This is a genomic window from Frigoribacterium sp. 2355, assembly GCF_054060695.1.
Genome location: NZ_JBSSDL010000022.1, coordinates 1 through 11,630, shown reverse-complemented (window position 1 = coordinate 11,630; position 11,630 = coordinate 1). Strand labels below are relative to the sequence as shown.

General features: G+C 75.1%; 9 protein-coding genes. 6 read left to right on the top strand and 3 right to left on the bottom strand.

Translation table 11 applies throughout. From position 1 onward, the window contains the following. Positions 1 to 188: 188 nt before the first annotated feature. Positions 189 to 1,586 (bottom strand): MFS transporter, encoded by a 1,398-nt coding sequence (locus ACVJ1F_RS15300; protein WP_456887274.1) that lies wholly within the window; start codon positions 1,584 to 1,586, stop codon positions 189 to 191. A 16-nt stretch (positions 1,587 to 1,602) separates the two neighbouring features. Next, positions 1,603 to 2,820, bottom strand: a complete 1,218-nt coding sequence (locus ACVJ1F_RS15295) for an MFS transporter (protein WP_456887272.1) — start codon at positions 2,818 to 2,820, stop codon at positions 1,603 to 1,605. Between the two features lie 46 nt (positions 2,821 to 2,866). Here ACVJ1F_RS15295 and ACVJ1F_RS15290 point away from each other — a divergent pair, with 46 nt between their 5' ends. The 4 genes from ACVJ1F_RS15290 (at position 2,867) to ACVJ1F_RS15275 (ending at position 5,694) form a co-directional block, all read left to right on the top strand. Further along, positions 2,867 to 3,451: a sugar O-acetyltransferase gene (locus ACVJ1F_RS15290; RefSeq protein ID WP_159825057.1), complete on the top strand. Its 585-nt coding sequence runs from the start codon at positions 2,867 to 2,869 to the stop codon at positions 3,449 to 3,451. A gap of 2 nt (positions 3,452 to 3,453) precedes the next feature. Next, on the top strand, positions 3,454 to 4,008 hold the full coding sequence (locus ACVJ1F_RS15285) for a TetR/AcrR family transcriptional regulator (RefSeq protein ID WP_456887270.1): 555 nt from the start codon (positions 3,454 to 3,456) through the stop codon (positions 4,006 to 4,008). Positions 4,009 to 4,175: 167 nt separating this feature from the next. Continuing rightward, positions 4,176 to 4,649 (top strand): hypothetical protein, encoded by a 474-nt coding sequence (locus ACVJ1F_RS15280; RefSeq protein ID WP_456887268.1) that lies wholly within the window; start codon positions 4,176 to 4,178, stop codon positions 4,647 to 4,649. An 85-nt stretch (positions 4,650 to 4,734) separates the two neighbouring features. Then, positions 4,735 to 5,694, top strand: coding sequence for an AraC family transcriptional regulator (locus tag ACVJ1F_RS15275; protein WP_056044714.1), 960 nt, complete (start codon positions 4,735 to 4,737; stop codon positions 5,692 to 5,694). Positions 5,695 to 6,097: 403 nt separating this feature from the next. Here the strand turns inward: ACVJ1F_RS15275 and ACVJ1F_RS15270 are convergent, their stop codons facing one another. After that, positions 6,098 to 7,354 (bottom strand): polysaccharide pyruvyl transferase family protein, encoded by a 1,257-nt coding sequence (locus ACVJ1F_RS15270; RefSeq protein ID WP_456887266.1) that lies wholly within the window; start codon positions 7,352 to 7,354, stop codon positions 6,098 to 6,100. Positions 7,355 to 7,543: 189 nt separating this feature from the next. On the opposite strand from ACVJ1F_RS15270, the gene ACVJ1F_RS15265 reads away from it, so the two are divergent. Then, positions 7,544 to 9,808, top strand: a complete 2,265-nt coding sequence (locus tag ACVJ1F_RS15265; protein WP_456887264.1) for a glycosyltransferase — start codon at positions 7,544 to 7,546, stop codon at positions 9,806 to 9,808. Then, the gene (locus ACVJ1F_RS15260) at positions 9,805 to 11,397 is read left to right on the top strand and encodes a glycosyltransferase (RefSeq protein ID WP_456887262.1); all 1,593 of its coding nucleotides are present in this window, start codon (positions 9,805 to 9,807) and stop codon (positions 11,395 to 11,397) included. The genes ACVJ1F_RS15265 and ACVJ1F_RS15260 overlap by 4 nt, the downstream gene beginning before the upstream one ends. Positions 11,398 to 11,630: the final 233 nt, after the last annotated feature.

Sequence of the window (11,630 nt, the reverse complement as noted above, 5' to 3'; positions counted from 1 at the left end):
CGCCCGGGGCGGGGGGGGCCCCCCCCCCCCCCCCCGGGCGCGGCCCCCCCCCCCCCCCCCCCCCCGGGCCCCCCCCCGCGACGGTGGTGCGACCCGACCCGACCCGACCCGACCCGACCCGACCCGACCCGACCCGACCCGACCCGACCCGACCCGACCCGGCCCGACCCGATCCGGCACGGACCGGATCAGCTGCCGCGCGGTGCCGACCCCCGGGCCCGACGTCCCTCGAGCACCCCGGCGAGCAGCACCACGGCCACGCCCACCACGGGCACGAGCAGCAGTCCGTACCGCAGCCCGGCCGAGTCCGCGACGAACCCGACGACGGGTGGCGACGCCAGGAACCCCAGTCGCAGCAGCCAGCTCACCAGGGTCAGCCCCGTGCCGGCCCGGAACCCGGGCAGGTTGTCCGCCGCGTGCATCGCCGCCGGGATCAGGGTCGCGACGCCGAACCCCGCCGCCGCGAAGCCGAGGATCGTGCCGATCACCGACGGGAACGCCAGGGCGATGCCCATGCCCACCGCGACGAAGACGCCCCCGGCCCGGGCGACGGCCTTCTGGCCGAAGCGGTCGACCATGCCGTCGCCCAGCAGTCGTCCGACGAACTGGGCCCCCTGCAGCGAGACGAACCCGAGGGCGGCGACGGTCACGCCGGCCCCGAGCGACCCCAGGTAGAGCGCGGCCCACGTGCTGCCGGCGTCCTCGACGACGGCGCCCGACGACGCGATGACGACGAGGGCCAGCAGCACGCCCCACTTCGCGACGAACCCGGGCGAGACGCGGTGACCGTCACGAGCCGAGGAGGTGCGGGTCGCGTCGTCGATGGAGCCCGCCCCGGTCACCGAGCCGGCCCGCGCCTCCTGCGCTCCGCCGTCGGGGGAGTCCGTCGCCACGGGTGCGGCCGCCGCCCCGGCACCCGCGGTCACGTCGTCGCCGGGCAGGACCGCCGCGTCGGCCGTCTCGGCCGTGCCCTCGGCCGGTTCGGGCCCGGCGAGCAGCAGCGGGTACGCGACGAGCGCCACGACGGCGAAGATCAGCGCCGAGGCCCCGAGGTGCCAGACGATCGGGATGCCGAGTCCCGCCGCCGCCCCGCCCATCAGCCCGCCGAGGACGGCCCCGATGCTCCACACGGCGTGGAACGAGTTGAGGATCGACCGGCGGTAGCGGTACTGCACGCGCAGTCCGTGCGAGTTCTGCGAGACGTCCACGATGGCGTCGAGGGCACCGGCGAGCAGGAAGCCCGCGGCGAGCAGCCCACCGACCGGGGCGATGCCGGCCAGCAGGACGGCGACCCCGGTGACGACCGTGCCGACCACGGCCACCCGTGACGACCGGAGGCGGCGGATCAGCCACCCGGCGCCGAGCCCCGCGACGAGCGCGCCGACCGGCATCGCCGCGACCGCCAGGCCGAAGTCGGCGTTGGACAGCTCGAGGCCGTCCTTGATGGCGGGGTAGCGCGGGAGGAGGTTCGCGATCAGGGCGCCGTTGGTGAAGAAGAGCAGGGCGACGCCGAGTCGGGCTCGGCGGTCCTCGCGCGTCGGCACGGTGCGGGCCGGCGCCGCGGGAGAGGTCGTCGGTGACGTCATGGTGTACGAACGTACACTAAGGCCGGGCGGCCGCGGACCGCTCGCGGGGACGCGCCGCCGAGGTGATCAGCGAGGCGCCCGCGACCACCACCAGCACGACGATCATCGCGCTGCGCAGGCCCACGTGCTCGCCGACGAAGCCGAGCAGCGGCGGCCCGACGAGGAACGCCACGTAGGCCATCGTCGCGACGGCTCCGACCGCCGTCGTCGGGTCGTCGCCGTCGGCCGCGGCCGAGACGGTCACCGGGAAGCCCAGGGCAGCGCCCAGTCCCCACAGCACGACGGCGACGCCCGCGACGACGACCGAGTCCGAGAAGACGACGAGGGCGATGCCGACCGCCGAGACCAGTGCGCTGGCGCGCAGCACGGTGGCGTGCCCGAAGCGGGCGAGCAGCGGTTCGCCGAGGAAGCGGCCGACCGTCATCGCCGCCGCGAACGCCGTGAAGACGACCGTGCCGGCGGTCGCCGAGACCCCGTGCCCGTCGACGAAGAGCAGCGGCAGCCAGTCGTTGGCCGACCCCTCGGCCAGGGCGAGCGCGAGCACGATCAGGCCGAGCAGCACGAGCCGGCGGTCACGCCAGACCGCGAGCGACCCGGCGAGCCGCGCCCGCACCCCGGAGGCGCGCTCGGCCCGCTCGTCGGAGCGTCCGGTCGAGCGCGGCACGATCGGCACCGCCCAGGCCAGTGCGGCGCCACCCGCGAGCGCGACCCCGAGCAGGTGCCACTGGACGGGGACGTGCGTCGCCGTCAGCAGGATGCCGAGGCCGGCCCCCGCGACCGTGCCGAGGCTGAAGCAGCCGTGCAGCACGGGCAGCACCGACCGGCCCGAGGCGGTCTCGATGGCGGCGCCCTCGATGTTGACGGCGATCTCGGCCAGGCCGACCCCCGCCCCGACCAGGGCGAGGCCGACGAAGACGCCGGGGGTGATCGAGAGCGAGGCGGCCACGCCCACCAGCGCCACGCCGGCGACCAACGAACTGCCGCCGATCGCCACGGCGCGATGGGCTCCGTGCCGCCGGACGATCGGGGCCGACGACAGGATGCCGCCCATCGACCCGACGGACAGGCCGAAGATGACGAGGCCCATCTCGCCCGTCGAGGCCTGCAGCAGGTCGCGGATGGCCGGGGTCCGCACGACCCACGAGGCGAGCGAGACGCCGACGACCGCCATGAAGACGAACACCGCCGCCCGGCGTCGGGCGAGCTCGGGGCTGAACGGTGGTCGGTTGGCCATGCGTCCAGTGTGTACGCTCGTACGCTCGTCGTCTAGGGTGTCGTGCATGACCACCACCGACCACTTCGCCGGCGACCCGCGCACGAACCACGAGCGGATGCTCGCGGGCGACCTCTACATCGCGGACGACCCCGAGATCGCGGCGCAGCAGCAGCGGGCGATCACCTTGCAGGCGCGCTTCGCCGCGGTCTTCGCCGACGACGTCGACGCCGCGCAGGCCGTCGCGCGCGAGCTGTTCGGCAGCCTGCACGAGACGGCCCACGTCCGGCCGCCGGTGTACGTCGACTACGGCAGCTCCATCACCATCGGGGCCGGCACGTTCGTCAACTACGGCCTGACCGCGCTCGACGTGGCCCCGATCACGATCGGGGCCGACTGCCAGATCGGCCCGAACGTCCAGCTGCTGACCCCGACGCACCCGGTCGAGCCGCAGCCGCGTCGCGACAAGCTCGAGGCCGCGAAGCCGATCACGATCGGCGACAACGTCTGGCTCGGCGGCGGCGCGATCGTGCTGCCCGGGGTGACGATCGGCGAGAACAGCGTGATCGGCGCCGGGGCGGTGGTGACGAAGGACGTCCCGGCGAACGTGGTCGCGGTCGGCAATCCGGCCCGCGTGCTGAGGAGCATCTAGTCGTGGGCACCGTGCGACGCACCGAGCCCGACCGTCGTGACCGCCTCATCGACGTGGCGCTCGACGTCGTGGCCGAGGTCGGCGTCGCCGGCGCCTCGCACCGCAAGATCGCAGCGCGCGCCGACGTGCCCCTCGGCTCGATGACCTACCACTTCGACGGCATGGACGAACTGCTGTACGAGGCGTTCTCGCGCTTCGCCGAGACGATCATCGCGCGGTTCGAGCGCCGACTCGGTGCCGCGACCACCCGCGACGACGCCAAGGAGGCGGTGGTCGCGTTGGTCCACGACGACCTGACCGGCCCTGCCGCGGTCCGCGACCAGGTGCTCAGCTACGAGCTCTACACGCTGGCCGCGCGGGAGCCGAGGTTCCGCGAGATCACCCGCGAGTGGATGCGCCGCAGCCGGGTCGAGCTCGAGCGCCACTTCGACCCGGACACCGCCCGCCAGGTCGACGCCCTGATCGAGGGGCTCTCGATCCACCGCGCCCTCGACCCGTCCCCGCCGAGTCCTGCGCTGACCCGTGAGGCCGTGGACCGCATCACGCGCGCCTCCTGACCGTCGCCGGTCGCGCCTCCTGCGGTTCCGCTCGACCTGGCCACAAACCGAACTGTCGTCGCACCGGGATGCGACTCACAGTAGCTAGGCGCTCTAATGGAACCGGTGCAGAAGATGCACGGCGGTGAGAAGGTACGCACCGGATCGGGACGAGAGTCGAGAAACCAGTGGACGCAGAGAGCGACATGTCGCGCCGCGCCCCCGAGGTCGACGCTCCCGGGGCCACCGGTTCGGACGCCTTCGACACGGCGTTCGGCGACTTCAACGTCTCCAGCGACTTCGGCGAGGTCGGCGATGTGACCCGCACGGCGGCGGCCGACCTCTTCTTCGGCGACTTCGCGCCCCCGCTCGACCCCGACCTGGTCTTCGAGTGCTCGGCGTCCATGAACGGCGAACACGGTGCGGTGGCCCTCTACGAGGACCGCGTCATCGTCGAGAGCCCCGACGAGCCCGACGGCGAGGCCGTGTTCTCGACCGAGACGGTGCGGGCCTGGTGGCTGGTCGAGGGCGAGACGTTCTTCGCGCTGGTCGTCGACGCCGACGTGCTGCACCGCACGCGGCTGCCGACGGGCTTCAAGGCCGTGCTCAAGGCGGCGTTCACGAAGGCCTTCGGCCCGGCGACGAGCCCGACCGGCGCGTGAGCCCCACGCACCTCCGCCCCCGCTTCGGGGCTTCCGCCCGGTCAGGGCGTTCTTTCAGGGGCCCGGTCATGGCAGGATCACTGTGATGGAACCCGAACAGACCCTGCCCCCGGTGCGTTCCGAGATGGGCGGCCGCGACATGGACCAGGCGCGCGCCCTGTTCGAGGACACCTACAACGGCGCCGGGTTCCGCACCGACACCCGGCAGGAGACGTTCGCCTACCGCTACACGACGGCGGGCGACGAGGACATGACCCTGCGGTCGGCGATGTTCCTCGGGGACATCCGCGGGGCCATCCAGCCCGAGCGCGAGTACGTCGTCGCCTGGATCACCGCGGGCGAGGGCCGGGTCGACGTGGGTGCCGAAGAGGCCGCGTTCGAGATCGGCCGCCCGCTGATGTTCCCGACCGGCAAGGCCTTCGAGTTCGAGGTGCGCGAGTACCGCCAGAACCTGGTGCACTTCGACGCCGCCTACCTCGAGCGCATGGCCGCCGAGCACGAAGGGGCCCTCGCCGGGCCGTTGCAGTTCGACCACACGGCCGTGCCCGACCTGGCGAACCTGCGTCGTTGGCAGTCCACCATCACCAACGCCGCGAAGACCATCCTCGGCGGCGAGTCCACCGAGCTGCTGCGCTCCGAGCTCAAGCGCGAGTCGGCGTTCGCCCTGCTCGACACGTTCTCGCACCGGTCGATCGACCTGCCGCCCGCCCTGCTCGTCCCGCGCAACGCCCGGCTGCGCGAGGCGGTCGAGTACCTGCACACGCACTCGCACCTGCCGGTCAACATGACCCAGCTGGCCGAGTCCGTGCACCTGACGCCGCGGGGGCTGCAGCAGGCCTTCAGTCGACAGCTCGGCGTGACGCCCACCGAGTACCTGCGCACCATCCGCCTCGACCACGTGCGGGCCGAGCTGATCGAGCTCGCCCCGGGCGAGGCCACCGTCGGCGCCGTCGCCCAGCGCTGGGGCTTCACCCACCTGAGCCGCTTCACGGCGTCGTACGTCGGACGCTTCGGCGAGTACCCCAGCGCGACGCTGCAGCGCTGAGCCCGCGCCGTCCGCCGCGCCGGCGCGGGCAGGCCGCGCCGCGCCTCCTCGTCTCGGCTTTCCGGGCTGGGCCTCCCCGAGGTGGGCACGCCGCCACGATGTAAACAGTCCGCCACGTCTTTGTGTGGCGGACTGTTTACTTCATGGCGGGATGGGGCGTGGCGCGACCAGCCCGCCAGCCACCACGCCAGGAGGTGGACACCGCACCACGGGAAAGCCTGGCGCCGTGACCACGTCCTGGCGCCGTGACCACGTCCTGGCGCGGTGCCCGTCACCCGGCGGCGTGCGCGCGACGCGAGGCAGCCCCCTGGAGGCGCGGGTCGCCACCCGACGCGGGTCGCGCCCGACGGCGCGCGGGTCGCGGACCGCGGGTTGTGCCCGATGGTGCGCGAGGCGGGTCGCGTCAGCCGCGCAGCGCGGCGGCGACCCGGTCCCACCAGGCGGCCGACGCCGCGCGGGTACCGTCGAGGCGGTCGGCCCACGCCGAGCGCACCGCGTCGCGTCCGGCCCAGGCCGCCAGCGCGACCGCGTCGGCCTCGCCCGCGAGCAGCTGCGCGGCCGAGACGACGCTCGTCTGCCCGAAGTTGCCGAGCGCGCCGGTCAGCTTGATCGTCGTGTAGTCGTCGACCGCGAGCCCGACCGTCGGCACGCCGCCCGCGACGGCGAACACGGCCGGGTGGTAGCGGCTCGTCAGGTGGAGGGCCGCCCCGCGGGCGAAGCGTGCGGCCGCGGGGGAGTCGGTCGTGGGTTCGACCCGCGCCGGCACGGTCAGCTGGTCGAGCACGGCCCGGTGCAGCAGCGAGTCGCCGCGCTCCTCGGTCGGGTCGAGCGAGCCCCAGTGCGCGAGGAACACGACCTCGAGCCCCGCCTCGCCCGCCACCCGGTCGAGCAGTCGGGCGACGGCCGTGGCGAAGGCGCCCCGGTCGGCGTCGCCCGTGTGCGCGGACAGGCTGACGGCGAGGTACGGCGACACCGCGGACGCCGCACCCGCCGCACCCGCCGCACCCGCCACGGACGCGGCACCCCCGGCAGGAGGCGCGGCGTCGAACCCGAGGAAGCTCGCGTCGTCCACCGTGCCGACGGTCGTCGTCGGGTCGACGCCGAGCGACCGCACGAGCTCGAGAGACGCGCCCTCGCGCAGGCCCACGAGTGCGGCGGCGTCGAGCAGCTCGGTGACGAGCTCGCGGTCCTCGCCCTCGAGCACCGGCCCGATGGTCTGCCCGCTGACGACCAGCGGCTTGTCGAAGCGTCGGGCGATGAGCCCGAGCGTGTTCCGCTCGTAGACGTGCATCGGCCAGAGCGAGGCCATGTTGCCGCCGCCGGCGACGAGCACGCCGTCGGCCTCGCGGACGGCTTCGACCACCTGCCAGGCCGGGTCGTCCTGCGGGAGGTGACCCGCGCCTCCGTCGATCGCCGACAGCACGCGGGCGCGTCGCTCGCGCTGGCCGAGCCGGCCGCCGGTCGTCGCGGGGTGGAAGCCGATCGCGGGCACGGCGTCGATGCCGTACCGCTCGGCGGTCTCGGCCGGGTTCGACGAGACGCCGGTGATCGTGGCGCCGCGGGCGCGCAGCTGCACGGTCGCCTCGTGGAACATCGCCTCGTCGCCGATGTGGACCATGCCGTCGAGCACGCCGACGTCTCCGATGGTGACGATTCGCACGGGTGGCACCTCTCGCTGCGGGACTCGGCAGCGGGATCGATGCCGCCCACGACGGTACCGGACCCCCGCGGCGCCGAGCACACCGTGCGGCCACCGGGCGGCCACCGGGCGGCGATAGGCTCCACCAGGCCCCGGGCTCCGCGGGCCGGGCACCGCACCACCACCCCGCCGCACCCGAGAGGCACCGCCATGGGCATCCAGACCTCGCTCGACGCGATCCACGAGGCCGACCGCCTGGTCGACTCGATGCGCCTCGCCGACGACCTCGCGCTCGACGCCGCGCGCACCGGCGGGGCCCGGACGATCCGCGTGCTGCGCGGCGCGCTCGGCAGCCCCGACCAGCTCGTCGCCATCGCGGCGACGAACGCCCTCGCGCAGGTCTTCGACGAGCAGGCCGACGTCGTGCTGAGCGACCTGCTGTCGAGCGACCGCACCTTCCTCCGCGAGCACGCCGCGTCGGCGCTCAGCCAGCGGCTGCCCCGCTACGACACCGTCGGTCGGCTGATCGGGCTCGTCGTCGCCGGGGGCTTCACCGGCATGGTCGCCCAGCGCACGCTCGAGCAGTGGTCGTCGGCCGCCCCCGCCGTGGTCGGCGTCGCCCTCGAGGGCGCCCTGATCGGCGTGGACGAGCCCGACGCCCGGTACCGCCTGGTCGAGACGCTGGGCCTCGTGCGCGCCCGCATCACCTCCCGCCCGCTGCTGACGATCGCCCGCGACCGGGGCGAGGACGAGCACGTCCGCGTCGCCGCCGTCTCGGCCCTCGGCCAGCGTCGTGGCGACCAGGCGGTCGCCGCCGTCGTCCACGAGCTCGCCCGCCACGACGGCTACCTCGGCGACGTCGCGCGCCTGTCCGCGATCGACCTCTCCGCCCCGGACGAGGTGCCCGACGGCCACCGGGTGCACGACCGCGGGGTCGAGGACGGACCCGACGGCGACCACCCCGCCGGGCGCGACGGCCTCACCATCGCGCAGCTCTTCCTGCACGCCGACATCGACGCCGGCCTCACCCACGCCGGCAGCGGCGACAACGGCGGCATCGCGACGCTGCTCGTCCGGCTCGGCGACGCGCTCGCCGCGGGCGGCATGCTCCCCGCCGGAGCCGTGCTCCCCGCAGGAGGCGCGGTGCCGGCCCTCGGCGACCGTCACGTCGAGCGGGTGGTCACCCTCTCGCGCGGGTCGGCGGACGCGGCGGTCGAGAGCGTCCACGACCTGGCGACCCGCGCCTCCGGACACGTCTACGGACGCGTGCCGCTGCTCAGCGACCCCGTCTCGTCGGCGACCGCGTGGCCGCTGCGGGTGGCGGCCCGGCGCGGCATCCGGCGGGTGCTGCGCGCCGCGGGCGGCGTCGACCTGCTGCACCTGCGGATGGCCGACGTGGGCAGCCTCGCGGCGGCAGACGTCGCCCGCGAGCTCGACATCCCCGTCGTGTTCACGGTCGCGCCGGACCCGCACGCCGTCATCCAGTCGCTCGACCTGTCGGGCGCGCTGACCCGCGAGACCTTCGGCGACGTCGACGAGGTCGAGCACTTCTGGTTCCGCACCCGGCTCGTCCAGCAGCTCGCGTCGAACGCGTCGCACACCGTGCTGTTCCCCCGGCCCGAGCTCGAGCGCGACATGCGCGAGCTCGTCGGCATCGACGTCACCTCGCACCCCGAGCGCCACACGATCGTGCCCGAGGGCATCGACCTCGGCGTGGTCGACCGCTCGGTCGCCGAGGCCGCCGAACACGCCGCGGGCCTGCCCGCGACCCCGCCGCTCGCCGAGCTGGGCGCGCTGCTCGAGACCCTGCCGCCCGAGCGTCGCGGCCTGCCGCTGCTGGTCAGCGTCGGACGACTGCACCGGGTCAAGGGCATGGCGACGATCGTCGAGGCCTGGGCCGACGGACCCCTGCGGGACCGCGCGAACCTCCTGCTGATCGGCGGCGACCTCGAGCACCCGAGCGCCGACGAGCGCGAACAGCTCGACCTGATCGACGCGATCGTCCCCGCGAGCCGGCACCGCGCCTCCGGACTCCTGTTGCCCGGCCACCGGCCGAACGACACGGTCGCCCGGTGGGTCGCCGCGGCCCGCTTCGGCCTGCCCGGGCTCGCGGCGCCCCGCGGCGTCTACGTCTGCGGCAGCCTGAAAGAGGAGTTCGGCATCGCCCTGCTCGAGGCGATGGGCTCCGGTCTGCTCGTCGTCGCGCCCCAGGGCGGCGGGCCCTCGACCTACGTGCATCAGGGCGACACCGGCTGGCTCACCCGCACCTGGGACGTCGACGCCCTGCGCCTCGCGATGGGCGAGGCGCTCACCGCGGCCTCGGTCGAGACAACGGAGGCGCGCGCGGCCCGGTCACGCGACACCGTCGAGCGGTCCTTCACGATCCAGGCCATGGCGCGGTCGCTGTCGGGCGTCTACGACACGGTTCACCACGACGAGCTCGAACAGCGCGAGTGGAGCGTGAGCGCACGATGACCCTGCTCGTCGTCAGCCCCGACTACGCGTCGCACCTGCTGCCGCTCGCGACCCTGGCCACCGAGTGGCGCGACCGGGGCGAGCGCGTCGTCGTCGCGACCGGCCCGGCCACCGCGGCCATCGTCGAGTCGTTCGGCTTCGAGCGCGTGCACCTGCAGCTCGGGCGCGGCTCGAACCCCGGGGTGATCCGTGCCGAGGAGCAGGTGGCCGAGGAGGACGCGTCGCTGCGCGGCTTCTTCGACGCAACCCGGCTCGGCATGGTCGAGACGCTGTCGTACCAGGCGCGCGAACGCCTCACCGACCTCATGTGGCAGCCGGTCGCCACGGCCCGGGCCGTGCTCGACGTGGTCGCCGCCGTCCGGCCCGACCAGATCGTCGTGGACCACCTCGCGTTCAGCGCCCGGCTCGCGCTCGTGGCCGGCGGCGTGCCGTTCGCCGACGTCGTGCTGGGGCACCCGACCGCGCTGCCCGTGGGCGACGAGGTGTACGGCTGCCCGCCCGAGTGGCCCGCGGCGTTCGCCGGCGCCGGCGCCGGTGCCGGTGCCGGTGCTGGTACTGATGCTGATGCTGGTGCTGACCCGGCGCTGGCCCAAGGCCGGACCACCGTCGAGTCGTCGAACCGCCCCGGAACGTGGTTCGACGACGCGAACGTGGTGCGAGCTGCCGGAGATGCGTCGGTGGCGCACGCCGACGCCGACGCCGGCGCGGCGCCCGAGGGCGTCGCCGGGCTGCGCGAGTTGTGCGAGCGGGTCGACGCCTCGTTCACCGCCGAGTGGAACGCCGCGCTGGCCGAGATCGCTCCGCACCTGCCGCCGTCGACGAGCGCCTTCGGCGAGCACGGCGACCTGCTGCTCTACAACTACCCGGGCGAGCTGGCCGACCCCGAGCGCGAGGCCCTGCTGCCCCCGCACGTCTGGCTCGGATCGGCCGTGCGTGCCGAGCCGGTGGACGCCGAGGTCGCCGCCTGGCTGGCCGTCGGCGCCGACCCCGACCACACGCCAGCGCCCGACCTCGACCCCACCCCCGATCGCGACCCCACGTCCGACCCCGACCCCGGCCCCGACCCCGACCCCACGCCCGCGCCGTTCGTCTACGTCAGCTTCGGCAGCTTCCTCTCGGTGCGGTCGGACGTGCTGGGGCGCGTGGCCGAGGCCCTGCGTCGCGTCGGGGTGCGGGCCGCGATCGCGCTCGGCTCGGGCGACCGGGCCGACCTCGGCGAGGTGCCGAGCGACTGGCTCGTCCGCGAGTTCCTGCCGCAGGTGACGCTGCTCGACGCGGCGACCGCGGCCGTCACGCACGGCGGCAACAACAGCGTGACCGAGGCGATGACCGCGGGCGTGCCCGTCGTCGTCCTGCCGTTCTCGACCGACCAGTTCGCCGGGGCCGCCGCCCTCGAGCGCACCGGCGTGGGCCTGGCGCTCGCCCCGAACACGGCGACGGTCGACGAACTGGCGGACGCGCTGCGGCACGTGCTCGACCTGCCGACGCGCGACCCCGGTGCGGCCGGGCGCCTGGCCGGGCTGGCGGCGTCCCTGCGCGAGACGCCCGGACGGGCACGAGCCCACGCGGCGCTGACCGGGCGCGGCTGACCGAGCCGGCCCGGACGGGCACGAGCCCACACGGCGCTGACCGGGCGCGGCTGACCGAGCCGGCCCGCGCCTCCTCGGCTCGCCCCGCCTCTCGAGCTGTCACGACGTGGGGGGCGCCCGGGGCGGGGGGCGGGCCCGGGGGGGGGGGGGGGGCGCCCCGGGCCCCCCCCCCCCCCCGCGCGGGGGGGGGGGGGGCCAACGGAGGCGGTGGTGGGTGTCGGCCCCGCGCGGGT

What these genes read in the sequence shown, in the direction of transcription:
- ACVJ1F_RS15265 (WP_456887264.1), top strand. Translation starts at nt 7,544, where the DNA reads ATGGGCATCCAGACCTCGCTCGACGCGATCCACGAGGCCGACCGCCTG.
- ACVJ1F_RS15260 (WP_456887262.1), top strand. Translation starts at nt 9,805, where the DNA reads ATGACCCTGCTCGTCGTCAGCCCCGACTACGCGTCGCACCTGCTGCCG.
- ACVJ1F_RS15290 (WP_159825057.1), top strand. Translation starts at nt 2,867, where the DNA reads ATGACCACCACCGACCACTTCGCCGGCGACCCGCGCACGAACCACGAG.
- ACVJ1F_RS15295 (WP_456887272.1), bottom strand. Translation starts at nt 2,820, where the DNA reads ATGGCCAACCGACCACCGTTCAGCCCCGAGCTCGCCCGACGCCGGGCG.
- ACVJ1F_RS15275 (WP_056044714.1), top strand. Translation starts at nt 4,735, where the DNA reads ATGGAACCCGAACAGACCCTGCCCCCGGTGCGTTCCGAGATGGGCGGC.
- ACVJ1F_RS15300 (WP_456887274.1), bottom strand. Translation starts at nt 1,586, where the DNA reads ATGACGTCACCGACGACCTCTCCCGCGGCGCCGGCCCGCACCGTGCCG.